We start from the raw sequence: 25,550 nt of genomic DNA on the forward strand, positions 1-25,550 counted from the left end.
TTGCGAAGCCGATTCAATTATCGATGCGCGATTCGGGTTCCCGCACGAGCCCGCAGGACTCGCTGCTTCAGATCAAGCGCCGGCCAGTTCCGCACGGCCGCCAAGCCAGACATGGGTGCACAGCTGCGCCTCTGGCGTGTCGGTGGCCTCCAGCGCGGCGACGGTCACCCAGCCTTCGCGGCGGAGACGCGCACCGTCTTCGCGATCGGTCCCGACCGGCAGGAACAGTCGCCGCCGCTCCGGCGTGCGCGCAAGCGTGCCAAGCACGGGGTCGAGGAACAGCGACATGCCGACCGCCGGCTCCTCATGCCCGTCTGCATGGAGGATGACGTAGCTGCCGCCGCGCCCGATCTCGCGCAGCGCACCGGCGGCGAAGATCGAGAAGCCGAACCAGCTCTGATATTCGAAGCCGTGGCGTTCGGTCGGGTCAAGCGTCAGCTGGGTGCCGGCGGGCAGCGCCGCGGCGATCCGCTCCAGCCCGTCGATCCGACCGGCCAGCGCCCCGCCGGTATCGTGCGCGCGCAGACGGGCGATGGCGGCGTCGAAAGGCCCGGCCGCCTCGATCAGCGGCAGGTAGCTCGCATCGATCGCGGCGACGCGGCCCGCGTCCTTGGCGTCGAGCGCCTCGCGCAGTTCGGTCAGGCGGGCGTGGGGCCAGTTCTCGGCCAGCGTCGGCACCAAGTCCGGCAGGGTGAAATCGACCGACACGCCCGCGATGCCCGCTTGCGTCAGCGCCTCGACCGCGACCGACACGACCTCGCGCGCGGCGGCGACCGAATCGAGGCCGATCAACTCGATGCCCAGCTGGCGCATCGCCCGCGCCGGGTTCAGGTCGCTGCCGCGCAGTTTCAGCACCGGGCCGACATAGGACAGCCGCAGCGGGCGCGGATGGTGCCCCATGCGGGTCGCGGCGATCCGCCCGACCTGGGCGGTGATGTCCGGCCGGATCGCGAGATTGCGCTGCGACACCGGATCGACGAACCGCACCGCGCCGTGGGCGCCGCCGGCCTTCAGCCGGGCGCTGAGTTCATCCTCGAACTCAGCGAGCGGCGGGTCGACCTGCTCATAGCCATAGCCGCGCGCGACATCGAGCACGCCCCGCTCGATCCGCGCGGCGACATCCGCCAGCGGCGGCAGGCGATCGTCGAACCCTTCGGGCAGGAGGCCGGTCATTATTGCCCTCTCCCCTCTGGGGAGAGGGTTGGGAGAGGGGCAGACGTCAAGGCATCCAGGATAACATGAAGCACCCCGTCCAAATTCGTCATCACATCGGCGTTGGTAAAGCGCAGCACGCGGTAACCCTGTCTCTTCAGCACGGCAGTCCGCCGCGCATCGTAAGCCTCGCTAGTTGCGTGCGTGTCGCCGTCAACCTCGATGACGAGGTTATGACTACGCGCGACGAAGTCCGGGATGGCGCGCCCGCGGACGGTCTGGCGGACGAACTTGATACCGTTCAGGCGCTTTGCGCGGATCGCGAGCCAAAGGCGCGTTTCGGCTTCGGTCATTTCGGAGCGGAGGGCGCGGGCTCGTTTCAATAGCTCCGGATCGACTTGCGGCACGGCCCCTCTCCCAACCCTCTCCCCGGCGGGGAGAGGGCTATTAGATTTAGAACGACAACGCCATCGCGGTCTTCACACCGCCCAGCGCCTTGACCTTGGCCAGCAGGTCCGGCGTCACCGCTTCGTCGACCGACAGCAGCAGGATCGCTTCGCCACCAGCCTCACGGCGACCGAGGTGGAAGGTGCCGATGTTGACCCCCGCCTCGCCCAGCAGTGAGCCTAGGCGGCCGATGAAGCCCGGTGCGTCCTCGTTGACGACGTAGAGCATGTGGCCCGCCAGATCGGCCTCGACCTTGATCCCGAACAGTTCGACCAGGCGCGGCGCGCGGTTGCCGAACAGGGTGCCGGCGACCGAGCGCTCGCCCGCATCGGTCTTCACCGACACGCGCAGCAGCGTGTGGTAATCGCCTTCACGCTCGGTGCGGACCTCGCGCACTTCCATGCCGCGTTCCTTCGCCAGGAAGGGCGCGTTGACCATGTTGACCGTGTCGGTCTGGGTGCGCAGGAAGCCTGCGAGGACCGCGCTGACGATCGGCTTCTGGTTGACCTCGGCCGCGGCGCCTTCGCTGTGGATCGAGATGCGCGGGATCGCGCCGGTCGACAGCTGACCCACCAGCGAGCCAAGCTTTTCGGCGAGCGCCATGTACGGCTTCACCCGCGGCGCTTCCTCGGCCGAGATCGACGGCGAGTTGAGCGCGTTGGTGACACCGCCGGTCATCAGGAAGTCGGCCATCTGCTCGGCGACCTGGATCGCGACATTGACCTGCGCTTCGCTGGTCGAGGCACCCAGGTGCGGGGTCGCGACGAAGTTCGGGGTGCCGAATAGAGTGTGTTCCTTGGCCGGCTCGGTCACGAACACGTCGAGGGCTGCACCGGCGATATGACCCGAATCGAGCAGGTCCTTGAGCGCCGCTTCGTCGATCAGCCCGCCGCGCGCACAGTTGATGATGCGCACGCCCTTCTTGGTCTTGGCCAGATTCTCCGCGGACAGGATGTTGCGGGTCTGCTCGGTCAGCGGCGTGTGGAGCGTGATGAAGTCGGCGCGCGCCAGCAGCTGGTCGAGCTCGACCTTCTCGACGCCCAGTTCGACCGCGCGTTCGGGCGACAGGAACGGATCGAACGCGATGACCTTCATGCGCAGGCCGAGCGCACGGTCGGCGACGATCGAGCCGATGTTGCCCGCACCGATCAGGCCGAGCGTCTTGCCGGTCACCTCGACGCCCATGAAGCCGTTCTTCGGCCACGTCCCCGCCTGGGTCTGTGCGTTCGCTTCAGGCAGCTGGCGGGCGAGCGCGAACATCAGCGCGATGGCGTGTTCGGCGGTGGTGATCGAGTTGCCGAACGGCGTGTTCATCACCACGACGCCCTTGGCCGAGGCGGCGGGGATGTCGACGTTGTCGACGCCGATGCCGGCGCGGCCGACGACCTTCAGATTGGTCGCGGCGTCGAGGATCGCCTTCGTCACCTTGGTCGAGCTGCGGATGGCGAGGCCGTCGTATTCGCCGATGATGGCGATCAGTTCTTCGGGCGTCTTGCCGGTGATCTCGTCGACCTCGACACCGCGCTCGCGGAAAATCTGCGCGGCCTTGGGGTCCATTTTGTCGCTGATGAGGACTTTTGGCATTTGATGTCTCCACCCGTCATCCCGGACTTGATCCGGGATCCAGGGTCACAGGGGATGTCGCTTGGAACTCTAGATCCCCGCTTTCGCGGGGATAACGATTTAGGAGGCGCGGGCCACCGCATAGGCCCAGTCGAGCCACGGCCCGAGTGCCTCGATGTCCGCCGTATCGACGGTCGCACCGCACCAGATGCGCAGGCCCGGGGGCGCATCGCGGTAGCCGGCGACGTCGTACGCCGCACCGGCCTTTTCGAGTGCCCCGGCCATCGTCTTGATGAACGCTTCGTCGGCACCGGCGACGGTCAGGCACACGCTGGTCTTCGACCGCGAGGCTTCGTCCTCGGCCAGATGGCCCAGCCAGTCCCGCTCGGCGACGATCTTGTCCAAAGCCGCCGCATTGGCGTCCGACCGGGCGATCAGCCCGCTCGCGCCCAGCGACTTCGCCCATTCCAGGCTGGCGATGCAGTCCTCGACCGCCAGCATCGACGGCGTGTTGATCGTCTCGCCCTTGAACACGCCTTCGGCCAGCTTGCCCTTGGAGACGAGGCGGAAGACCTTCGGCAGCGGCCAGGCGGGGGTGTAGCTTTCCAGCCGCTCGACCGCGCGGGGGCCGAGGATCAGGACGCCGTGACCGCCCTCGCCGCCCAGCACCTTCTGCCAGCTGAAGGTCGCGACATCGATCTTGTCCCACGGCAGGTCGTAGGCGAATACGGCCGAGGTCGCGTCGGCGAACGAGAGTCCTTCACGGTCGTCGGCGATCCAGTCGCCGTTCGGCACGCGCACGCCAGACGTGGTGCCGTTCCAGGTGAAGAGAACATCGTTCGACCAGTCGACCGCATTCAGGTCCGGCAGCTGGCCGTAATCGGCGCGCAGGACGGTCGGATCGAGCTTCAGCTGCTTGACCGCGTCGGTGACCCAACCTTCACCGAAGCTTTCCCACGCCAGCGTCGTGACGGGCCGCGCGCCCAGCATCGTCCACATCGCCATTTCGAACGCGCCGGTGTCGGAACCGGGAACGATGCCGATACGGTGGGTGTCGGGCAGGCGCAGCAGCTCGCGCATCAGGTCGATGCAATATTGCAGGCGCGCCTTGCCGATCTTCGACCGGTGCGAACGGCCCAGCGATTCGGTGGCGAGGTTTTCGGCAGCCCAGCCCGGCGGCTTCGCGCAGGGGCCGGAGGAAAAGAACGGACGCGCCGGCTTCGTTGCCGGGGCGGCAGGTAGATCAGTCATGTAGACTCTCCTCACAGAGAGCACGCGCGGCGTTGGGACCGCGTGGCCCGTCGGCGGCCCTAACGATGCACGGAGGCCTGTCAATCGTAACTTCGGTTACGATTGCGTCCGACCGGTGGTGCGCCGCGACGAAGCCCGCGTGACAAAGTCGCTGCCCGCGGGGATGATCGTGGCCGTGTATCGGTTCCTCGCGCTGTCCCTTGCCCTGTTGCTCGCCGCCTGCGGGAGCGGCCGGCCCGCACAGCCGCAGCGGCCGGCCGGCGCGCCACCCGTCACGCTGAACCAGCCGCCCAGCCGCGCGACGCAGCAATGTTTCGCCGACCTGTCGCGCGAGAACGTTCGATTCTCGCCGCTCCCCGATCGCGACTTCGGCGGCGGCTGCCTGCTGGTCGGCACTGTCCAGCTGATCGACTACGGTGTGCCGACGACGAACCTGAAGGCGATGGCCTGTCCGCTGGCGCGCAGCTTCACCGCCTGGGTGCGCAACGGCGTGGTGCCGGCGGGGCGCGAGATCCTGGGCAGCGAGGTGCGCAAGGTCGAGACGTTCGGCACCTATGCCTGCCGTAACCGCGTCGGCACCGCGACCAGCCGGCTGAGCGAGCACGCCACCGGCAACGCAGTCGACATCGCCGCCTTCGTGCTCGCCGACGGACGCCGCATCACCATCGAGCGCGACTGGCGGACGACCGACCCGGCGGTCGCCGAATTCCTGCAGGTCATCCGCCGCTCCGCCTGTCGACGGTTCCGCACCGTGCTGTCGCCCGACTATAACGCGGCGCATTACAACCACCTCCACCTCGACCTCGGCGGCGCTGCATTGTGTCGTTAAGGAAAGCCGCGTAACCCTCCCGAAAATGACAGACACGAAAGTACCGGAGCGCGTCTTTCCACGCGCTAAACAGGATGCCGAGACCGCCAAGCAGGGCGTGTCGACCCCGCAGACGGAGCATCCCTCCTACCGCCTCGCCTTCCAGGACATGGACTTCCTGCTGCGCGAGGACCTGCGGCCCGTCCGCTTCCAGCTGGAATTGCTGAAGCCCGAGCTGATCCTGGAAGAGGCGAAGATCGCCTCGACCTTCGTCTTCTACGGTTCCGCCCGCATCCCCGAGCCCGAAAAGGCGCGCGCGCTGCTCGACGCCGCTCCGGCGGACGGCCCGCAGCGGCGGATCGCGGAGAAGCTGGTCGAGAAGTCGAAATATTACGACGTCGCGCGCGAACTGGCGCGCACGGTCAGCAACTTCCCGCTCGACGAAGCCGGGATGCGCCACTTCGTCGTATGTTCGGGCGGCGGCCCGTCGATCATGGAAGCGGCCAACCGCGGCGCGCTGGACGTCGGCGCCGAATCGATCGCGCTGAACATCGTCCTGCCGCACGAACAGGCGCCGAACCCCTATGTCACCCCGGCGCTGTCGATGCAGTTCCACTATTTCGCGCTGCGCAAGATGCACTTCCTGCTTCACGCCCGCGCGCTGGCCGCCTTCCCCGGCGGATTCGGGACGTTCGACGAACTGTTCGAACTGCTGACGCTCATCCAGACCGGCAAGATCAAGCCGATCCCGATCCTGCTCTACGGCCGCGCCTTTTGGGAGCGGGTGGTGAACTTCCCCGCACTGGTCGAGGAAGGCGTGATCTCCGAGAAGGACCTGTCGCTGTTCACCTATTGCGAGACGGCGGAGGACGGCTGGGAGGTCGTGCGCAAGCACTACGCGGACCACGACCCGACGTTGTGACGGGCGGCGCGCGGTTTGCGCAAGCAAACCGCCGACTCGCCACGTGGGGCAGCGGTGCGAGCGCAGCTCGCTCCAGCTGACGGCGTGGCGCCGGCCGCCCAAAGTTCACGAAAGTCACGCATAGAGCGCATTTTTCGACGCCCCCGACCCGGCGTGCGGATCTCCAATCCCGACGATGCCAAAGAGCGCGACCGCGACGAACGTAGCGCGCACTCTCCAACTTTACTCCAACAAGCGCCGCATTCCTGGGTCTGCGCCTTGTCTAGGGCGGATCGACATTCAGATTTGCTCCCCTGCAAGGGGAGGGGGACCGCGCGCGCAGCGCGGGGTGGAGGGGTGTCCCGCTATCGAGAGGGCGACACCCCTCCGTCAGTGCTTCGCACTGCCACCTCCCCTTGCAGGGGAGGATCGACGTTAAGCTAGCACCAAGCCTTCAAGCTGATCCCTTCGCCCTGAGCGAAGTCGAAGGGCATGGGCCTCCTGTGCTTCGACTGCGCTCAGCACGAACGGGGGGAGGGAAAGCTGATCGCTTCAGTCCCTAAAGCGCGATCCGCCGTCCTTTGCTGCGGCAGATGGCAGAGCACGACAGCGGGAGTTCACGCCCCGAAAAAACGCACCACGTCCGCATCGGCGTTGCGCAGCATCATCCGCAATCGCTCGCGTGCGTCCTCCGGGTGGTCGCCCGGCATGCCCGCCATCGCCCAGTCGCCGAACTGGCGCGCGTCGACGCTGCGGTCGTCGAGGATGTGGATGTCGGTATGGCGGGGATCGGCGCGAATGCGGTCGAAGGCGGTGTCGACGCTCTCCGCCGGTCCTTCGAGGACCTGCAGATAATGGTCGCCTGCACTCCATAATATGCCCGAGATACCGTCCATCCCGTTGTTGCGGCGGGAGACGGCCAGAATGTCATGCTTGGCGTCGCTTAGGTCGCGACCAACGGCACGGCTGGAATAGATCAGGCGACGAAGCGGCGGGACGGCAGACATTAACGAAAGTTAGCCTCGATTGCTCGCCAGCAGAAGATGCGAAATTTCCCGCGGCGGGACGGGCGGACGAAAAAAGCCGGGGTAGTGGCCCCGGCTTGGTTCTTCTGCGCTCTGTAAGCCACGCCGTCAGACGGAGCGGCTGCGCCGCGCCGCTGCCCGGCGTGGCGTCTCCTCGGCGTGCTGACGCACGCCGAGGGCGCCCGTTATTTCGGTGCGCGCTGGGCCGCGGCCGGATCGATCGACGGCGCGCCGCTTGCGGGCGTGGCGGCGTTCTGGATGTCGGCGGTGTTGGCGATGACGCCCGCGCCGTCCTTGTTGGTCGCAGCGTCAGGCTTGGGCTCGGTGCCGGCCGGCGCGGCTTCGGCACCGGGCGCCGGAGCCGCCGGAAGCGGCAGGTTCGACCCCTGCGCGTTCAGATAGGCGATCACATTCGCGCGCTCTTCGGCATTGCCGAGACCGGCGAAGGTCATCTTGGTGCCATCGGCGAACTTGCGCGGGCTCTTCAGCCACTGGTCCATATTGTCGAAGTTCCAGCTGCCGCCCTTGGCCTTCAGCGCTTCGGAGAAGGCGAAGCCGCCCTTGCCCTGCGCGATTGCCTCGCCCATCGTCGCCCACAGGTTCGGGCCGACGCCGTTCGCACCGCCCTGGGTGATGGTGTGGCACGCCGCGCACTTGGCGAAGCTCGCCTGGCCCTTGGCTACGTCAGCGGTCGCCAGACGGGTCGCGATCGGTGCCTCGGCAGCGCCGCCGCCGGCGCCACCCTCCTCGACGCCCTCGATCGGGTAGCCCATCTTTTCCGGGCGTCCGCCGTGGAACGCCATGCCGCTCGCGATCGAGAGCCCCAGCGCGCAGACGCAGCCTGCCAGCACCCAGCCCGCGATCGTGTTGGTCCGATTGTCCATTGCCGCCCATTTGGAAAAGAGGTTGAAGTCCCCCGCCCTTAAAGCGCGGGATTGCCCATCGCAAGCACGGCGATTACCCGCTCGCACGAGATGGAGAATTACGCACCCCCCGCCCGCCCGATCGTTGCGCGGATGACCGAGGCCGCGATCAGCGAGCCGACCCGCGCCGTCGCCTTCCAGGGCGCGCCCGGCGCCAACAGCCATGTCGCGGCGATGGAGGCGTTTCCCGACGGGTTGCCGCTGCCCTGCTTCGACTTCGCCGACGCGATCGAGGCGGTGCAGACCGCCCAGGCCGACTGCGCGATCATCCCGATCGAGAATTCGCTGCACGGCCGCGTCGCCGACATGCATTTCCTGCTGCCGGAAAGCGGCCTCGTCATCACCGGCGAACATTTCCTCAACATCCGCCACGCACTGCTGGGGGTCGGAACGCGCGACATGGTGCGCGAGGCGATGAGCCATCCCCAGGCGCTGGGCCAGTGCCGCCACTGGCTGCGCGAGGCGGGAATCAAGCCGGTCGCCTATCCCGACACCGCGGGCGCCGCCGCGGTGGTCGCCGACCTGAACGATCCGGCGGTGGCCGCACTCGCCCCGCCCGCGGCGGCGGCGCTCTATGGGTTGAACGTGCTGGAGGAGGACGTGTCCGATGCCGCGCACAACGTCACCCGCTTCGTCACGCTCGCCCGCGCCGGCCGGGCGGTGGAGGGTGCGGGGCCGTTCATGACCAGCTTCGTGTTCGAGGTGAAGAATATCCCCGCCGCACTCTACAAGGCGCTCGGCGGCTTCGCGACCAACGGCGTCAACATGACGAAGCTGGAAAGCTATCAGCGCGAGGCGCGGTTCTCGGCCACCGAATTCTATGCCGATATCGTCGGGCGGCCGGGCGACCCGGCGGTCGACCGGGCGCTCGACGAGCTCGGCTATCACTCGAAATGGGTGCGGTTGCTGGGGACCTATCCACAAGCGCGCTCGCGGCCGTGACGGCGGGGCGGGCGATCGGGCTGATCATCGGCATCGCGCTGCTGTGGTTCGTCGCGTTCCGGATCGGGTCGACTGGGGAACGGTGATCGGACGGTCGATTTTCTGAAGCCCTCTCCCGCAAGGGGGAGAGGGGTTACTTCGCCCATTCCTCCAGCAGCGTGCGCGCGATCGCGTAGGGCGGCGGGGGCAGGAACTTCGCGTCTGCCTCTCCGGCCAGCGCCGCCCGCACGTCGGCCTTCGTCACCCAGAACGCATCCTCTATCTCCTTCGCATCGATCGTCAGCGCGTCGCTCTCCGCCGCCCCGATCGCGGCGAGCATCAACTGCCCAGGAAACGGCCAGGGCTGGCTGGCCAGATAGCGCACGTCGGATACGCGCACGCCGGCTTCCTCGAACACTTCCCGCGCGACCGCTTCTTCGAGCGATTCGCCGGGCTCGACGAAGCCGACCAGCGCCGAATAGCGCCCCGCCGGCCACGCCGCCTGCCGACCGACCAGCGCACGGCCTTCAAATTCGGCGAGCATGATGACGACCGGATCGACCCGGGGATAATGCTCCGTCCCGCACGACGGGCAGGCGCGCGCCCAGCCGCCGCGGATGATCGCGGTCGCGGCGCCGCAGTTGGCGCAGAAGCCGTTGCGCGCATGCCAGCCGGTGACGCTGCGCACCGTGCCGAAGATCGCGGCATCGCCCGGCGGCATCGCGTCCAGCATCCGCATCAGCGCGCCCGATCGCGCAGGACCGGCGGCATCGCCCGCGCGCGTTTCGGCGAAATAGGGGCGCTGTTCGGCATCGAGGCCGAGGAAGATCGGCGTGCCCTCGAGATCGGCGAGAGAGGTCCAGGCGATGGCGCCGGTCGCGTCGACCGCCGGGTCGCCATTTTCCAGCCGCATCAGCCGCGCGCGCGGATCGGCGAGTGCCGCATCGAGAAGCGCGGGATCGCCCCGGACGGGATCGGCGCGGTCGAGCCAGGCGCCGGTGAAGCCGGTCGCGATCACTTCGCGCGCGCGTCCGCATAGAGCGCCCGGACGACATCGCTGCGCACCGGCCAGCGATCGGCGGGGAAGTAATTGACCATCACCGTGCCGCGGACCTTCTTCAACGGGTCGACCCAGGCGATCGTCCCCGCCGCCCCGCCCCAGCCATAGGTCCCCTTGCTCGCGCCGCCCGGCACATCGGCGAGATAGACCGAGCCGCCCGCGCCATAGCCCATCCGCGGCCCCTGCGTGCCCCCGGTCGCGCCGCCGACGCCGTTGAAGGTCACGCCCGGCGGCAGCAGGTTCGACAAGGCGAGGCGCACCGTCTCCGGCTTCATCACGCGGACACCGTCGAGCGTGCCTGCGTCGGCGAGCATGTGGAGGAAGCGGTCATAGTCCCGCGCCGAGGAGACGAGGCCGGCGCCGCCATAGGGAAAGCTCGGCGGCTGGGTGAAGGCCGACGCCTTGGCCGGATCGAGCGGCGTCAGGGTGGTGCCGGCGATCAGGTAATTGTCGGCGAAGCGGGCGACCTCCGACTGGGGAACCGTCCAGTAGCTGGAGCGCATCTTCAGCGGATCGAACAGCCGCGTCTGGACGAAGCGTTCGAAGGACATGCCCGACACCTTCTCGACCACCGCAGCCGTCAGGTCGAGGCCGATCGAATAGCTCCACGTCGTCCCCGGCTGCGCGATCAGCGGGGCCTGGGCGACGCGGTGGGCGAAGTCCTGCAGCGACTTCGGACGCGCGAGCTTCGCCTGCGCCTCGACCGCCGCGTTGATCGCGCCGGGCAGCAGGCCGAGACGCTCATATTCCTTGAGCAGCGGGCCTTTGGCGGAGATATTGTAGCTCAATCCTGCGGTGTGGGTCAGCAGCATGCGGATCGTGATCGGGCGCGTCGCCGGGACCGAATCGAGCGACGTGTCGGGGCTGGTCAGCACGCGCATCTTCGCAAAATTGGGGTAGATGTCGGCCAGCGGCTGGTCGAGCTTCAGCTTGCCGTCCTCGATCAGCAGCATCGCCGCCATCGCGGTGATCGGCTTGGTCATCGAATAGACGCGCCACAGCGTGTCGGGACCCGCCTTCGCCGCGCCGGGATCGAGCGAAATCGCGCCCGCCGAGACGAATAGCGTCGGCGAATCGCCGCGGCCGAAGGCGCCGACGATGCCGGGCATCTTCTTGTCGGCTACATAACCGTCGAACAGCGCCTGGATCGCCGCATGCCCGTGAGATTGTGCAGGCGCAGCCGCGGGCCGGGGCATCGGCTGCGGGCTGGCCTGGCCTTCCCAGGCATGCGCCGCAAACGCGCCGCCGGCGGCGAGCGCCAGCGCAATCAAAGCCTTAGACCGCATCACAATCCCTCCGAAACTTTTCCGCCGCCTTTGCGAACAGGGTCGGCAGGCCCGCTTGCCCGAGCCGCGCGACCGGCCACCATTCGCCGCCAGCCCCCGCTTCCTGCGCCTCCACGCGCGCGGCGGCAAGACGGCAGACCAGCCGGAAGTGGGTGAAGACATGGACGATCTCGCCGTCCAGCCACTGCCAGTCGGCCTGGGCGGGGGCGCCTTCCATCTCACCCTCACCCTTCCCACCGCCTTCGGCGGCGGGCCCCTTCCCTCTCCCGATGGGAGAGGGAGGGAGCGGCGAAGCCGCGGAAGGGTGAGGGTGTGCGAGCGTCCACGGCCCGGACGGCAGCGCGCGCATGCCGCCGAGCAGGCCCTTGTCGGGGCGGCGGACGAGCAGGACGTCCTCGCCACGCGCCAGCCAGAAGATCGTGCCGTGGCGGGTCGGCTTCTCCGCCTTGGCCTTTTTCGCCGGATAGGCTTCGGGATCGCCGGTCGCGAAGCCAGCGCAATCCTCGCGCAGCGGGCAGAGCAGGCATTTCGGCGCACGCGGGGTACAGATGGACGAGCCCAGGTCCATCATCGCCTGCGCGAAATCGCCAGCGCGGTCATCTGGCGTGATCGAGTCGGCAAGGGCACGGATGTTGCCGCCGTCGTCGGCGAACAGGCGCGTGACGACGCGCTTCACATTGGCGTCGACCACCACCGCGCGGCGGCCGAAGGCGATCGCGGCGACGGCGGCGGCGGTATAGTCGCCAAGGCCCGGCAGCGCGCGCAACGCGGCCTCGGTGTCGGGAAAGCGTCCGCCATGATCCGCGGCGACCGCGCGCGCGCATTTCAGCAGGTTGCGGGCACGGGCGTAGTAGCCGAGCCCCGCCCATGCTGCCATGACGTCGTCGTCCGATGCCTCCGCGAAATCCGCCAGCGTCGGCCAGCGCGCGACCCAGCTTTCGAATCGCGGCCGCACCGCGGCGACCGTCGTTTGCTGGAGCATCACCTCCGACAGCCAGACGCGGTACGGGTCGGGCGGCGGGCTGCCGGGCGGGGCGCGCCACGGCAGCGAGCGCGCGTTCGCATCGTACCAGGCGAGCAGCGGCGCGGCGATTTGCGGGGAGACCTTTGCGGACACCGCGGCTCTATGGCATGGATCACCGCACATGCCGAAGCCTGTTCAACCAAAGCCCGAACCGGTCCGCGCTAACCGCGCGCGCCAGGTCAGCGAACTGCTGCCCGACGTCGGCCGGGCGGCGTTCCGGCGATTCGGCTTCGTCCAGTCCGCCGTCGTCACGCGCTGGAGCGAAATCGTCGGCGATCGCTATGCCCGCGTGTCGATGCCCGAATCGATCCGCTTTCCCCACGGGGAACGCGCGAACGGCGTACTGACGCTGACCGTGCAGGGCGCGCATGCGACGATGATGCAGCATATCGCGCCCGAGATCATTGAGCGGGTGAACCGCTTCTTCGGCTATGGCGCGGTGGCGAAGCTCACGATCCGCCAGGGCGAGGTGAAGCGCGAGGTGCGCCGGGCGCCACCCGCCGTGCGCCCGGTCAGTCACGAACTCGGCGAATCGCTGCGCACCATCGCCGACCCGGAACTCAAGCAAGTGCTGGCCGCACTCGCCGCCGGGGTCGAAAGCGCGCCGCCGATTCCCGTCCCCTTCCTCGGAAAGATCAGTTGATGCGTACCGCCTTCGCCCTTGCCGCCGCCGTCGTGGTGATGGCCGCCGCGCCGCCCGCCGCAAAGGACTGGCGCCAGACCGTGTCCATCACGCCGACGGGCAGCGTGCTGGCCGGCAATCCGGCGGCAAAGGTAAAGCTGGTCGAATATCTGAGCTTCACCTGTTCGCATTGCGCCCATTTCGCCGCCGAATCGAAGGCCCCGCTGCATGACGCGCTGGTCCGTCAGGGCAAGGTGCAGGTCGAGACGCGCGCCGCTGTCCGTGATCCGTTCGACCTCGCCGCCTGGAGCGTCGCGAAATGCGCGCCGCCGCAGCGCTTCACCGCGTTGGCCGGTGCGATCTTTGCGCAGCAACAGGTCTGGACCGAAAAGGGCGATAGCTATGCCCAGGCCAATCTCGACAAGCTGAAGGCGATGGCGCAACCGCAGCAGATCCGCGCGGTGATCGACAATTCCGGGCTGGGCGCGATCGGCGCGCAGCATGGCGTGACGCCGGCCGCGCTCAATCGCTGCCTGGCCAATCCCACGCTGACGAAGCAGTTGGTCGCGATGACCGACGCGGCGTTCAAGAAGATCCCCGGCACGCCCGGTTTCGAAGTCAACGGCAAGCTCGCGCAAAATGTCGCCAGCTGGGACGGCCTCGCCCCCCAGCTCGCCGCCGCCGGCGCCAAGTAATTCAGGAGAGACCCCTTCGATGCGTATCCTCACCGTTCTCGCCCTCGCCACCGCGCTCACTGCCTGCGGCGGCGGTGACACCAGCAAGACGACGACCGTCGACAACATGACCGCAGCCGCCCCGGTCGCCGGCAAGGCGGCGCCGGCCGGTCAGAGCTGGGTCGACACGGTCACCCGCACGCCCGAGGGCGGTTGGCTGATGGGCAACCCTGACGCGCCGGTGAAGCTGGTCGAATATGGCAGCCGCACCTGCCACGTCTGCAAGGAGTTCGATGAGAAGGGCTATGCCCCGCTGACGCAGAACTATGTCGCCAGCGGCAAGGTCAGCTATGAATTCCGCGACTATCTGCGCAACGGCGCGGACATCGCCGCCGCGCTGGTCGGCGGGTGCGGCGGGCCGGGGCCGTTCTTCACCATCCTGAACCAGATGTACGCCGACCAGCCGCGCACGCTGGACGTGCTCCAGAAGCTGCCGCAGACCTATTACGAGGAACTGGGCAAGCTGCCGCTGGGCCAGCAGGCGACGCGGTTCGCCGAGGGCGCGGGCTATCTCGATTTCGTCAAACAGCGCGGCATTCCTGAGGCGAAGGCGCGCCAGTGCCTGGCCGATGCGGGCGAGGCGACGCGGTTGCAGAAGATGAACGAGAAGGCGAACCAGGATTATCCGATCCCCGGCACGCCGACCTTCATCCTGAACGGCAAGATGCTGGAGAATACGGTCAGCTGGGAGCAGGTCGAGGCCGCGCTGAAGGCCGCGGGGGCCTGATATAGGCCGGGGGGCATCCATGTCTGCCGTGCTCCCGCGCAGGCGGGAGCCTAGAGCCTCGGGCCTTAACGCTTGCGGCTCTAGGCTCCCGCCTGCGCGGGAGCACCGGCCGGTATAACCCATGCGCATCAAGCGCCTGCGCCTGACCGGCTTCAAGAGCTTCGTCGATCCCGCCGACCTGCGGATCGAATCGGGCCTGACCGGCGTCGTCGGGCCGAACGGCTGCGGCAAGTCGAACCTGCTCGAAGCGCTGCGCTGGGTGATGGGCGAGACCAGCGCCAAGTCGATGCGCGGCGCCGGCATGGACGACGTGATCTTCGCCGGCACCGCGACGCGGCCGCAGCGCGACTTCGCCGAAGTGTCGATCCTGGCCGACCAGGTGATCGACGTCGGCACCGGCCAGGGCGAGGAGCTGGAGGTCGTCCGCCGGATCGAGCGTGGGGCGGGCAGCGCGTATCGGATCAACGGCCGCGACGTCCGCGCGAAGGACGTCGCGCTCGCCTTTGCCGACGCCGCGACTGGCGCGCATTCGCCGGCCCTGGTCAGCCAGGGGCGGATCGGCGCGATCATCGCCGCCAAACCCGCCGAACGCCGCGCAATGCTGGAGGAGGCGGCGGGGATCGCCGGGCTGCACGTTCGCCGCAAGGATGCCGAAGCACGGCTGCGCGCGACCGAAGCCAATCTGGTGCGGCTGGACGAGGTCATATCCGACCAGGAAGCGCGTGCGGGCCAACTGAAGCGGCAGGCCCGCCAGGCCGAGCGCTATCGCACGCTGTCGGCGCAGATCCGCGTCGCCGAGGGGCGGATGATCTTCGCCAAGTGGCGCGAGGCGGCCGCAGCGGCGGACGTCGCAAAGGCGGAGAGTGCGGCGGCCGAGGCGCTGGTCGTCGAACGCACCGCCGCCGCCGCCGCCGCGAGCGAGGCGCAGGCGATCGCCACCACCGCGCTAGCCGCGGCGCGACAGGCCTCGCTCGCCGCGCGCGACCGGGCGAGCGAGGCGGGACACGCGCTGAACAAGCTGCGCGGGCAATTGGAAGCGGCGCGCAAACGGCTGGCCGAATTGGAGGAGCAATACCGGCGGCTGGGCGAGGATCGCGCGCGCGAAGGGGCGCTGGCGAACGACGCAGCCGAGGCGCTGGAGCGGCTGGCAGGCGAAGGCAAGGCGGTTCAGGCGCGGATCGCCGAAGCGACGGCGCGCATTCCCGAGCTCGATGCGCACCTTGCAGACAGCGAGCGGCTGTCACGCGATGCCGAGGTCGCGCTGGCGCAGGCCCTGGCGGCGCAGGCGAGCGAGGCGGCCGAGGCGCGGGTCGCCGTCGCGGCGCGGGATGCGGCCCGGATACGGCTCGACCGGGTCCAGCGCGACCTGGCGACGCTGGCGCGCGAACAGGCTGCGATCGCCGACATGGCGCCGATCGCGGCGGAGGGCGCGAAGGCGAAGCTGGACCGGATCGCCGCCGCGGAGGCCGCGACCGCAGCGCGGGCCGCACTGGAGACTGCGCAATCGGCCGAGCGGACCGCGCAGGACGGGCGGGATGCGGCCCAGACCGCGCGCGCGGCAGCGCATGCCGATCTCGCGGCGATCGACAGCGAAGTGAAGGCGCTGGCGCGGACCGTTCAGCCCTCGCCACGGGATCGGGTGCTCGACCGGTTGCAACCCTCAGCGGGCTATGAGCGCGCGCTGGCGGCGGCGTTGGGCGACGATCTCGACGCCGGGCTCGATCCCGCGGCCGAACGGCACTGGGCCGGCGCGGCGGCGCAGGCGGGCGATCCGGCGGCGCCGACCGGGGCGGAGGCGCTATCCGCGCATGTCGAGGCGCCTGCGGCATTGGCACGGCGCCTGGCCCAGATATTCGTCGCGGATGCCGACGCCGGGCAGGCTCTGGCGGTCGGGCAACGGCTGGTAACGCGCGATGGCGTGCTGCGGCGGTGGGACGGCTATGTCGCGCGCGGCAACGGCGCGGCGGCGGCCGAGCGGCTGGAACGCGTCACGCGACTGCGCGCCTTGCAGGCGGCGCGACCGGCGGCGGCGGAGGCGGTGACGGCCGCCGATGCCGCACTTGCCGCGATCGATGCGGCGGTCACCGATGCCCGGCAGCGTGCCGCGGCGCAGCGTCGTGCGCTTGATGCGGCGGAAGCGGCGGGGCGCGAGGCAGTACGGATCGAAGATCGCGTCGCCAATGCGCTTGAACGCCTGAACGCGCAGCGCAGCGACCTCGACCTGCGCGCGGCGCGACTGACGCGGGACGCGAGCGAGGCGAGCGACGAGCTGGCGCGGACCGAGACCGCTATGGCGGCACTGCCGGACGGCACGGCGACGCGGGAGCGGGTAGCGCAGCTCAGCACAGCGACCGAGCGGTCGCGGCACGCGGTTGCGGTACTGCGCGCGGATCGCGCCGGCCTGGACCGCGAGATCGCCAGCGCGCGGGACCGGGCCGGCACGGCGGCGGCCGAAGCCAAGAGCTGGCGCACCCGCGCGGGCGAGGCTGCGCGGCGGATCGCGGACATGGCAAAGCGCGAGACGGCGCTGGCGTCAGAACGCGACTGGCTGACCCAGCAACCGCAGCGGCTGGCCGAACGGATCGCGCAGGCGGAGGTGGAGGCTGCAGATGCCCGCGGCGACGCCGATACCCAGGCCCGCGCGGAGCAGGCCGCAGAAGCACGGGTACGGGAGATGGAGGCGGCGGCGCGGACGATCGCCGAGGCGCTGTCGGTCGCGCGCGAGGCGCGCGCGGGCGCGGTGGCGCGGGCCGAGAACCAGGATCTGCGTCGCGTCGAGATGGGACGGCTGTCGGGCGAGCGGTTCGAATGTCCGCCGCCGCTGCTGCCCGACCGCGCCGGGTTCGATGCCGGCGACGTCGGGCCGCGGGCCGACGAATCGGCGCGTTACGAACGGCTGACGCAGGATCGCGAACGGATCGGGCCGGTCAATCTGGTCGCCGAGAGCGAACTGGCCGAGCTGGAGGCCGGCGCGCTGACCAACGCGCAGGAGCGGGACGAGCTGACCCAGGCGGTCCATCGCCTGCGCGGGTCGATCGGGACGCTGAACCGGGAAGGCCGCGAACGGCTGCGCACCGCGTTCGAGGCCGTCGATGGCCATTTCCGGCGGCTGTTCACGACGCTGTTCAACGGCGGCCAGGCGCACCTCGCGCTGATCGATTCGGATGATCCGCTGGAGGCGGGGCTGGAGATCATGGCCCAGCCGCCGGGCAAGCGCCTGCAATCGCTGACCCTGCTGTCGGGCGGGGAACAGGCACTGACCGCGGTCGCGCTGATCTTCGCGCTGTTCCTGACCAACCCGGCACCGATTTGCGTGCTCGACGAGGTCGACGCGCCGCTGGACGACGCCAACATCGACCGCTTCTGCGATTTGCTCGACCGCATGGTCCAGGAAACCGACACCCGGTATCTGATCGTCACCCACAATGCCGCGACGATGAGCCGGATGCACCGGCTGTTCGGGGTGACGATGATCGAAAAGGGGGTCAGCCGGCTGGTGTCGGTGGACCTGGGTGGCGCGGAGAGTTTGCTGGCGGCGGAGTGAGCCGGGCCTGCTGTGTTATCCGTTCGTCTCGAGTAGCCGTTGAGCCTGTCGAGACGGCGTATCGAGAGATTTCTCGATACGGGCTCTCGACTTCGCTCGATCCCTACTCGAAACGAACGGGTAGGATACGTCAGAGCTGGTGCCCGGTCCGATCCCGCTTCGTCTCCAGATATTTCGCGTTATGCGGATTCGCCGGCAGCGCGAGCGGTACGCGTTCGGTCACCGCGATTCCCGCCGCTTCCAGCCCCGCGACCTTCGCCGGATTGTTCGTCAGTAGCCGCACGCTGCGCTGGCCGAGAAGGTCGAGCATCCGCGCCGCCACGCGGAAATCGCGCGCATCGATCGCGAAGCCCAGCCGGGTATTGGCGTCGACCGTGTCGAACCCCTGATCCTGCAGCGCGTAGGCACGCAGCTTGTTGACCAGGCCGATGCCGCGCCCCTCCTGCCGCAGATACAACAGGATGCCCCAGCCGCCGCCCGCGATTCGGCGCAGCGCTTCGTTAAGCTGCGGGCCGCAGTCGCATTTGAGGCTGCCCAGCACGTCACCGGTCAGGCATTCGCTATGGAGGCGCACCAGCGGCGGTGTGCCGTCGGGGCGGCCAAGGATCAGCGCGACATGCTCGCCCGCCGCCTCCGGTGTGCGGAAAGCGACGATCTCCGCATCCTCCAGCGCCGCAACGGGCAGGCGCGCACGGGTGGCGATGGCGAGGCGGCCGGCGTCTTCGTGGGCGTCGAGATCGTCGCGGGCGATCGTGACGTCGCCGGTCACGCCCTCGCGCACAAAGAAGGCGGGAAGAACCCCGGCGACGCGGGCGAGCAGCAGGGCGGCGGCCGCGTCGTCGCGGTGCGGGACGGGCAGCGCGCGGAACGGGCCCTTGAAGGGCGTCGCCAGATCGCGCTGGGGATCGGCAAGCGCGGTCGCGGTCGCGAAATCGAGCCACGGCGCGCGCTCCACCAGCACCGGCGCGTCGGGCACCGCGGCGTCGCGCTGGTTGGCGAGCTTCAGCGTCGCCGCGCGGCCAGCCGACAACAGGACGGCCGCTTGCGCCTCGGGATCGAACGCGGCCAGTCGCTCCGGGTCTGCCGTCTCGATCGTGAGCACTGTCAGCGCGCCGACCGACACCGGCCAGCCGCGCCGCAGCGCATCGATCGCCCGCGCCGCCGCCTTCGGGTCGCTCAAATGTCGAACTCGGTAACGATGGGGACGTGGTCGGAGGGCTTGAGCCAGCTGCGGCACGGCTCGCATACGCGGTGCGACACGGCTTTTTCGGCAACCGGTGGGCTGGCCCACATATGGTCGAGCCGGCGCCCGCGGTCGGACGCTGCCCAGTCCTTCGCCCGGTAGCTCCACCAGGTGTGGAGCCGCGCCGGGGCGGGGTGGAACTTGCGGCCGAGATCGACCCAGTCGTGCGCCTTTTGCAGGCGGTCCAGCGCCTCGACCTCGATCGGCGTGTGGCTGACGACGTCCAACAGTGCCTTATGGCTCCACACGTCCTCGGGCAGCGGGGCGATATTGAAGTCGCCGGTCAGAACGGTGGGCACATCGAGCGTTTCCGACCAGCGCGTCATCCGCTCGACGAAATCAAGCTTCTGGCCGAACTTGGGATTGACCTCGCGGTCCGGCACGTCGCCGCCGGCGGGGACATAGACGTTCTCGAGTCGCAGGCCGTTCGGCAACCGCACGCCGACATGCCGCGCCTCGCCGTTCGCCTGCCAGTCGAGCCGGTCGTCCTCGACCAGGGGCACGCGGCTGACGATCGCGACGCCGTGGTGCATCCGCTGGCCATGGACGATGACATGGTCGTAACCAAGCGCGCGAAAGGCGGACGACGGGAAGTCCGCGTCGATCACCTTGGTTTCCTGCAGGCACAGGATGTCAGGCGATTGCTCGCGCAGGAACTGCTCGACGATGCCGATGCGGAAGCGGACGGAATTGATGTTCCAGGACGCGATGCTGAGGGTCATGTTGCGGGGGATGTAGGGCGTTTGCGGGTCGTCCGCAAAGCAAGAAGCCGTCACGGCAACGCCGTGACGTCGAACGGGGCTTAAGCCCCGTCGGCCGGTTCGTTTGTGCGTCATGCGGCGGCACGCCGCATGCCACAAACGAAATGGCCCCCGCTCCGGGGGCAGGGAGCGAGGGCCGACCTGACGTTCGTCACGCAGGCTGGAGGGGGGGCCGGATGTCGTCCGGGCAACAGGGGGAATCCCGAACTGGAAAGCCCCCGCCTCCGCACGCAAATGAATAGCCGGCTATTCCTGTCGCTGCGATGAACGCTTTCGTTCAGCTCGGCTCAGTTTCGCACCGAACCCCTCTTCGGGTCGCGCCATTTGAACGCCTGGTCGCTCACCGGCACGCCAAACTGCTGATTCGACAGGCGAATCGATGTGCGATTGCCCTGGCTGTCGAGCGCGACCCAGCCCTGGAGCATCAGCCCGCCGGGGGCAGATGCCTGCTTGGCGAAGACGAGCGTAATCCGCCCGAACTCCGGCCGCTTTGGGTCGCGCGCCTCGACGCTGACGATATTGGGATTGCCGGTCGGCTGCACGGTCGCGAAGCGCGAGATGTCCTTGGTCGGGTCGAGCAGCACGCCAAGCGGCGAATTGCCGACCGGCCAGCGCGACTTCTGCCCGACCGAATAGTCGAGGAACCACAGGTCCTTGCCGTCGCCGACGATCAGGATCGGCACGCTCTTTTCATATTGAAAGCGGACTTTGCCCGGCTTCTTGAGCGTCAACGTGCCGGTCAGCACCTTGCCCGCGCGATCGGTCTGCAAGAAATTGGCGGTCATCGTCGACACCGCCTGCAAATGCCGCTGCACCTGCGCGATGTCGGGCGCAGTCTGGGCGACGGCAGGCGCGGCGACGGCGACAGCCGCGGCGGTCAAGAAGAGGGGTTTGAACATTCGGACCTCATGAAAGCGGGGCGTTGAACGCGGCGTGAACCTCGCCGTTCCGGGGAGATCGCAGACTCCCCCGTTCGTGCTGAGCTTGTCGAAGCACCGTACTTCCTGCCGAAAGGTCGGTGCGGGCGTATCGAAGAGCGGCCCTTCGACAAGCTCAGGGCGAACGGGAATGGGAGGATGCCTCCGGTTCCTACGCTAGCGGTCGGCCATCCTCGTCCATCAGCACCTCGCGGCGGCCGACGTGGTCGGGTTTGCCGACCAAGCCTTCCTTTTCCATCCGCTCGATCAGGCGCGCGGCGGAATTGTAGCCGACGCGGAGCTGGCGCTGGAGCCAGCTGGTCGAGGCCTTCTGGCTCTGCGCGACATGCTGCACCGCCTGGCGGTAGAGCGAGTTCTCGGGCGTGTCGTCACCAATCGGCGCCCCGTCGAGCGCGAAGCCGCCTTCTTCCGGATCGTTGGTGACCGCGTCGATATATTCCGGCTCGCCCTGCGCGCGCCAGAAATCGGCGACGGCCTGCACCTCGTCGTCGCTGACGAAGGGACCGTGGACGCGCGCAGTGCCGCGGCCGCCGGGCATGTAGAGCATGTCGCCCTTGCCCAGCAGCTGCTCGGCGCCCTGTTCGCCGAGGATCGTGCGCGAATCGATCTTCGACGTGACGTGGAAGCTGATGCGCGTCGGCAGATTGGCCTTGATGACGCCGGTGATGACGTCGACCGAGGGGCGCTGCGTCGCCATGATCAGGTGGATGCCCGCCGCGCGCGCCTTCTGCGCGAGGCGCTGAATCAGGAATTCGACTTCCTTGCCCGCGGTCATCATCAGGTCGGCGAGCTCGTCGACGATGATGACGATCTGGGGCAGCGGCGCCAGGTCGAGCGTCTCCTCCTCATACATCGGCTTGCCGTTGTCGTCGTAGCCGACATGGACCTTGCGCCCGAGCGTCTGGCCCTTCGCCTTCGCCGCACGGACCTTTTCGTTGAAGCTGGCGAGGGAGCGGACGTTGACGCTCGCCATCATGCGATAGCGGTCCTCCATCTGCTCGACCGCCCATTTAAGCGCGCGGACGGCCTTGGGCGGATCGGTGACGACGTCGGCCAGCAGGTGCGGGATGCCCTTGTAGATGCTGAGTTCCAGCATCTTGGGGTCGATCATGATCATCCGGCACTGATCCGGCGTCAGCCGGTAGAGCAGCGACAGGATCATGCTGTTGAGGCCGACCGACTTGCCCGAGCCGGTCGTGCCGGCGACCAGCAGATGCGGCATCGGCGCGAGATCGGCGACGACCGGATCGCCGGCGATGTTCTTGCCCAGCACCAGCGGCAGGCCGGTCGCGGCGTCGAACGCGTCGCTGCCGATCAGTTCCTGCAATGCCACCGCTTCTCGCCGGGCGTTGGGCAGTTCGATGCCGATGACAGTGCGGCCAGGAATCGTCGCGACGCGCGCTGAGATGGCGGACATGTTGCGCGCGATATCGTCGGCCAGCGCGATGACGCGGGTCGCCTTGATACCGGGCTCCGGCTCCAGTTCGTACATCGTCACGACGGGGCCGGGGCGGACCTCGACGATCGCGCCCTTCACCTTGAAGTCGTCGAGCACGCTTTCGAGCAGCCGCGCGTTACGCTCCAGCGCCGCCTTGTCGATCGTCGGATTGGCGTTGGGCGGCGGGGGTTTGAGCAGGTCGAGCGGCGGCAGCTTGTAATTGTCGCGCAGGTCCAGGCTCTGCTGGCGCTCTTCCTTCTTGGCGGGCGCAGGCGGCACCTGGCGGTCGGCGATCAGCGGACCGGGACGGTCGATCGGCACCGCGACCTTGCGCGGGGCCGGCGCGGCGACGACCGGGGCGGCGGCGCCATCGTCTTCCATGTCGTCATCGACATCGAAGACGTCATCGACCTCGATCGCGCCGGACGCGCCGCGGGTGCGCGGCGTCGTTCCGGCCCGGCGCAGGCGCGGGAGCGACAGGCGCGCTTCGGGCAGGTCGAGGTTGATCCCCCGCGTCCAGACGAACACGCCGATCAGACCCAGCACCACCCCGATGATCCGCGCGGCCCAGAGTTCGGCCCCGGCATTGCCGATCAGCGAGATGAGCCAGCGGAAGGCGTCCGCGACCGTCAGCCCGACGATCCCACCCCACCCGCCGGGCAGGGCCATGACGGCTTCCGACGACAGGAAGGCAAAGGCACTGGCCATCAGCGCGACGCCGATCAGCGTCGTGCGCAGCATCCGCCCCCATCGCCCGAGCGGCACGTCGCGCCACAGGCGGGAGGCGAAGACCAGCCCGAGCGGCAGCGCGAGCGCGACCGCCGGCCCGAGCAGGGCGAACAGCGCATCGGCGACGAACGCGCCGGGCGTGCCGAGCAGGTTGCGCACCGGCCCGCCGGCGGCGGTGTTCAGCGACGGATCGCCCGAATGATAGCTGGCCAGCGCCAGCGCCAGCGCGATCGTGGCGAGGATCAGCAGCACCGCCGCCAGCATCGCCCCGGAGCGCCGCGCGCCCGCCTTTACCGTGTCCCGCCAAAGATATGGCGCCGCCCGGCTCGCCATCGATTCATACCCCAAGAAAGCAGGCTGCCATTGTCCGCGCCTGCGGACTCGCCGTCAAGGCGGCGGCGTGCGGTTGTGTTCGCCCCGTCCGCCCGGCAGATATCGGCCCATGTCGATGCTTCTCGCCCTGCTGCTCGCCCAGTCCGTCGCGCCGGATTGCCGCTATGACCGGTCCGCGATGATGGCGCTCGACCTGCGCGGGTTCGATCAGGACATGGCAGGCGGCTGGCGCTCGCTGTCGATGCGCGGCTGTGAAGCGGAGGCGGCGGACCTGATCCGCGACTGGCGCACGGCAAATACCGTCCCGCCCGATCGGATCGGCCTGCTCTACTGGCACGAGGGCCAGTTGCGGGCGAACCTGGGCCAGACCGCGGCGGCGATCGCGCTCTTTAAGCAGGCCTACAAGACGCCCGAGCAGGACCGCGGCTTCGGCTGGAACCTGTATGTCGACGGCAGCATCGCCTTCCTGCGCCGCGATCGCGCGGGGCTGGACCGGGCGCGGACGGCACTCGCCGCGGTGCCCCGCCCGGCCGGCTTCGACCCGCGCGGGCCGGACGGCAAGCCGATCGCGATCCGCTGGCCGATGAACCTTAACGTCCTCGACGGTTTCCAGCACTGCTGGGACCAGCCGTACAAGACGGCCTATGTCTGCCCGCCCACCATTGGCACGGCGCCTGCGGCCCGGTAGGGCTGTGTCCATGAACCGTGCAGATGTCCTCATCCTCGGCGGCGGGCTGGTCGGCAGCGCGCTGGGCGTCGCGCTGTCGGCGCACGGCCTGACCAGCATCATCGTCGATATCGCGGACAAGGACACCATCCTCGCCGCAGGCTTCGACGGCCGCGCCTCCGCCATCGCCAGCGCGCCGTACCGGATGCTGTCGGCGATCGGCGTGATCGAGCGGCTGGCGGGGGTCGGCTGCCCGATCGAGGGTATCCGCGTCAGCGACGGGCTGGAGCCCGGCGCGCTCGACTTCGCGCCCGACCAGCCGGGCGACGCGCTGGGCACGATGTTCGAGAATCGGCACCTGCGCCGCGCCTTGCTCGAATCGGCGGAAGGCGCGGCGCATGTCGACCTGCGCATGTCGACGCGGGCGACGACGATCGATCGCGGGCCGTTCGGCGTGACCGCGACGCTCAGCGACGGATCGACCGTCCACGCGCCGCTGCTGATCGCTGCCGAAGGTCGCAGTTCGCCGACGCGGGAGGCGGCGGGCCTGCGGGTCGCGCGCTGGACGTACGATCACGCCGCGATGGTGTCGTCGTTCCACCATGCCGAACCGCATGAGAATATCGCCTACGAGATCTTCTATCCCAGCGGCCCGTTCGCGCTGTTGCCGCTGGTCGATGATGACGACGGGCATCGCTCGGCGATCGTGTGGTCGGTCCGCGCGAGCGATGCGCCCGGCATGATGAAGCTTGGCGACCGTGCGTGGCTGCATGAGGCGGAGAAGCGGATGGGCGGGTTCCTCGGCCCGCTCAGCAAGCTGACCCGGCGGCAGAGCTATCCGCTCGGCTTCCATCATGCCGCCAAGATCACCGGCGAACGGCTCGCGCTGGTCGGCGATGCCGCGCATGGCATCCATCCGATCGCGGGCCAGGGCGTCAACGTCGGCTTCCGCGACGTCGCCACGCTGGTCGAGGTGCTGGTTGAGGGCAAGCGCTCCGGCATGGACCTGGGTGACGCGCAGCTGCTCGCGCGCTATGAGCGGTGGCGCAGCCTCGATACCTTCATGGTCGCGGCCGCGACGGACGGGCTGACCCGGCTGTTCGGCGTGCCGGGCAAGACCGCCAGCGCGGTGCGGCGCTTCGGCCTGTCGGCGGTCCAGCGGATGCCGGCGCTGAAGGACCGGTTCATGGCGGAAGCCCGCGGTGAAAGCGGACAGGTGCCGAAACTCCTGTCAGGGCTTCTGATTTAGGTAATAATGTTCACGTACCGGGGTACGGGTAGGTCGCATGCTCTTCGAAATCGAACGTGAGATTGTCGCATATGGGATCATCGTCGCGATCGTCGTGGCGGCAATTCCGACTGCGGTGATCCTGTTGCGCAAGCGCCGGCGGCAGAAGCTGCGGCGGCGGGGAATCAAGACGCACGGGCATTGATCGGGTCGGCACGTCGCTGC

23 protein-coding genes are annotated in these 25,550 nt (G+C 68.9%); 10 read left to right on the forward strand and 13 right to left on the reverse strand.

Annotated elements, in window-relative coordinates; all coding sequences use genetic code 11:
- Positions 1–72 precede the first annotated feature (72 nt).
- From ACFSC3_RS07245 to ACFSC3_RS07260, 4 genes are all read right to left on the reverse strand, one after another.
- Complete coding sequence (locus ACFSC3_RS07245; protein WP_380939748.1) at positions 73–1,173, reverse strand: ATP phosphoribosyltransferase regulatory subunit; 1,101 nt, start codon at positions 1,171–1,173, stop codon at positions 73–75.
- Positions 1,173–1,559, reverse strand: a complete 387-nt coding sequence (locus ACFSC3_RS07250; protein ID WP_380939749.1) for an endonuclease domain-containing protein — start codon at positions 1,557–1,559, stop codon at positions 1,173–1,175. Before ACFSC3_RS07250 ends, ACFSC3_RS07245 begins: the two co-directional genes overlap by 1 nt.
- Before the next feature lie 46 nt (positions 1,560–1,605).
- The gene (gene serA, locus ACFSC3_RS07255) at positions 1,606–3,183 is read right to left on the reverse strand and encodes a phosphoglycerate dehydrogenase (RefSeq protein ID WP_380939750.1); all 1,578 of its coding nucleotides are present in this window, start codon (positions 3,181–3,183) and stop codon (positions 1,606–1,608) included.
- Positions 3,184–3,282: 99 nt separating this feature from the next.
- Positions 3,283–4,413, reverse strand: coding sequence for a phosphoserine transaminase (locus tag ACFSC3_RS07260; RefSeq protein ID WP_380939751.1), 1,131 nt, complete (start codon positions 4,411–4,413; stop codon positions 3,283–3,285).
- Positions 4,414–4,576: 163 nt separating this feature from the next.
- On the opposite strand from ACFSC3_RS07260, the gene ACFSC3_RS07265 reads away from it, so the two are divergent.
- Together ACFSC3_RS07265 and ACFSC3_RS07270 are read left to right on the forward strand one after the other, a co-directional pair.
- Positions 4,577–5,242, forward strand: coding sequence for an extensin family protein (locus ACFSC3_RS07265; protein ID WP_380940878.1), 666 nt, complete (start codon positions 4,577–4,579; stop codon positions 5,240–5,242).
- A 25-nt stretch (positions 5,243–5,267) separates the two neighbouring features.
- Positions 5,268–6,143 (forward strand): LOG family protein, encoded by an 876-nt coding sequence (locus ACFSC3_RS07270; RefSeq protein ID WP_380939752.1) that lies wholly within the window; start codon positions 5,268–5,270, stop codon positions 6,141–6,143.
- Between the two features lie 596 nt (positions 6,144–6,739).
- On the opposite strand, the gene ACFSC3_RS07275 is transcribed toward ACFSC3_RS07270, so the two are convergent.
- Together ACFSC3_RS07275 and ACFSC3_RS07280 are read right to left on the reverse strand one after the other, a co-directional pair.
- Entirely contained in the window at positions 6,740–7,129 is a 390-nt protein-coding gene (locus tag ACFSC3_RS07275) for a BLUF domain-containing protein (RefSeq protein ID WP_380939753.1), read from the reverse strand.
- A 203-nt stretch (positions 7,130–7,332) separates the two neighbouring features.
- Positions 7,333–8,031, reverse strand: coding sequence for a c-type cytochrome (locus ACFSC3_RS07280; RefSeq protein ID WP_380939754.1), 699 nt, complete (start codon positions 8,029–8,031; stop codon positions 7,333–7,335).
- Positions 8,032–8,121: 90 nt separating this feature from the next.
- On the opposite strand from ACFSC3_RS07280, the gene ACFSC3_RS07285 reads away from it, so the two are divergent.
- Entirely contained in the window at positions 8,122–9,012 is an 891-nt protein-coding gene (locus tag ACFSC3_RS07285; RefSeq protein ID WP_380940879.1) for a prephenate dehydratase, read from the forward strand.
- A gap of 133 nt (positions 9,013–9,145) precedes the next feature.
- On the opposite strand, the gene nudC is transcribed toward ACFSC3_RS07285, so the two are convergent.
- The 3 genes from nudC to ACFSC3_RS07300 are packed head-to-tail and all read right to left on the reverse strand — an operon-like array spanning position 9,146 to position 12,484.
- Positions 9,146–10,009, reverse strand: a complete 864-nt coding sequence (nudC, locus tag ACFSC3_RS07290) for an NAD(+) diphosphatase (protein ID WP_380939755.1) — start codon at positions 10,007–10,009, stop codon at positions 9,146–9,148.
- Positions 10,006–11,337 (reverse strand): serine hydrolase domain-containing protein, encoded by a 1,332-nt coding sequence (locus tag ACFSC3_RS07295; RefSeq protein WP_380939756.1) that lies wholly within the window; start codon positions 11,335–11,337, stop codon positions 10,006–10,008. Before ACFSC3_RS07295 ends, nudC begins: the two co-directional genes overlap by 4 nt.
- On the reverse strand, positions 11,327–12,484 hold the full coding sequence (locus ACFSC3_RS07300; protein ID WP_380939757.1) for an A/G-specific adenine glycosylase: 1,158 nt from the start codon (positions 12,482–12,484) through the stop codon (positions 11,327–11,329). Before ACFSC3_RS07300 ends, ACFSC3_RS07295 begins: the two co-directional genes overlap by 11 nt.
- Between ACFSC3_RS07300 and ACFSC3_RS07305 the strand changes: the two genes are divergently transcribed.
- The 4 genes from ACFSC3_RS07305 (at position 12,483) to smc (ending at position 17,988) form a co-directional block, all read left to right on the forward strand.
- A complete protein-coding gene (locus ACFSC3_RS07305) occupies positions 12,483–13,004 on the forward strand; it encodes a DUF721 domain-containing protein (protein WP_380939758.1) in 522 nt (173 codons plus the stop codon). The genes ACFSC3_RS07300 and ACFSC3_RS07305 overlap by 2 nt on opposite strands.
- Positions 13,004–13,678, forward strand: coding sequence for a DsbA family protein (locus tag ACFSC3_RS07310; protein ID WP_380939759.1), 675 nt, complete (start codon positions 13,004–13,006; stop codon positions 13,676–13,678). The genes ACFSC3_RS07305 and ACFSC3_RS07310 overlap by 1 nt, the downstream gene beginning before the upstream one ends.
- Before the next feature lie 19 nt (positions 13,679–13,697).
- Positions 13,698–14,444 carry a thioredoxin domain-containing protein gene (locus tag ACFSC3_RS07315; protein ID WP_380939760.1) on the forward strand — a complete coding sequence of 249 codons (747 nt, stop codon included), beginning with the start codon at positions 13,698–13,700 and terminating at the stop codon, positions 14,442–14,444.
- A 121-nt stretch (positions 14,445–14,565) separates the two neighbouring features.
- Positions 14,566–17,988 (forward strand): chromosome segregation protein SMC, encoded by a 3,423-nt coding sequence (gene smc, locus ACFSC3_RS07320; RefSeq protein WP_380939761.1) that lies wholly within the window; start codon positions 14,566–14,568, stop codon positions 17,986–17,988.
- A 130-nt stretch (positions 17,989–18,118) separates the two neighbouring features.
- Here the strand turns inward: smc and ribA are convergent, their stop codons facing one another.
- The 4 genes from ribA to ACFSC3_RS07340 all read right to left on the reverse strand — a co-directional run bounded on the left by ribA (position 18,119) and on the right by ACFSC3_RS07340 (position 23,430).
- Positions 18,119–19,168, reverse strand: a complete 1,050-nt coding sequence (gene ribA / locus ACFSC3_RS07325; protein WP_380939762.1) for a GTP cyclohydrolase II — start codon at positions 19,166–19,168, stop codon at positions 18,119–18,121.
- Entirely contained in the window at positions 19,165–19,953 is a 789-nt protein-coding gene (locus tag ACFSC3_RS07330) for an exodeoxyribonuclease III (RefSeq protein WP_380939763.1), read from the reverse strand. The genes ribA and ACFSC3_RS07330 overlap by 4 nt, the downstream gene beginning before the upstream one ends.
- Positions 19,954–20,279: 326 nt before the next feature.
- Positions 20,280–20,891, reverse strand: a complete 612-nt coding sequence (locus ACFSC3_RS07335; RefSeq protein ID WP_380939764.1) for a LolA family protein — start codon at positions 20,889–20,891, stop codon at positions 20,280–20,282.
- Positions 20,892–21,081: 190 nt separating this feature from the next.
- Positions 21,082–23,430 (reverse strand): DNA translocase FtsK, encoded by a 2,349-nt coding sequence (locus tag ACFSC3_RS07340; protein ID WP_380939765.1) that lies wholly within the window; start codon positions 23,428–23,430, stop codon positions 21,082–21,084.
- Positions 23,431–23,539: 109 nt separating this feature from the next.
- On the opposite strand from ACFSC3_RS07340, the gene ACFSC3_RS07345 reads away from it, so the two are divergent.
- The 3 genes from ACFSC3_RS07345 to ACFSC3_RS07355 are packed head-to-tail and all read left to right on the forward strand — an operon-like array spanning position 23,540 to position 25,530.
- Entirely contained in the window at positions 23,540–24,118 is a 579-nt protein-coding gene (locus ACFSC3_RS07345) for a hypothetical protein (RefSeq protein WP_380939766.1), read from the forward strand.
- A gap of 10 nt (positions 24,119–24,128) precedes the next feature.
- Positions 24,129–25,346 carry an FAD-dependent monooxygenase gene (locus ACFSC3_RS07350; RefSeq protein ID WP_380939767.1) on the forward strand — a complete coding sequence of 406 codons (1,218 nt, stop codon included), beginning with the start codon at positions 24,129–24,131 and terminating at the stop codon, positions 25,344–25,346.
- A 37-nt stretch (positions 25,347–25,383) separates the two neighbouring features.
- A complete protein-coding gene (locus tag ACFSC3_RS07355; RefSeq protein ID WP_380939768.1) occupies positions 25,384–25,530 on the forward strand; it encodes a hypothetical protein in 147 nt (48 codons plus the stop codon).
- Positions 25,531–25,550 lie beyond the last annotated feature (20 nt).

Origin of the sequence: Sphingomonas floccifaciens, assembly GCF_042681125.1 — a bacterium.
Taxonomy (GTDB): domain Bacteria; phylum Pseudomonadota; class Alphaproteobacteria; order Sphingomonadales; family Sphingomonadaceae; genus Sphingomonas; species Sphingomonas floccifaciens.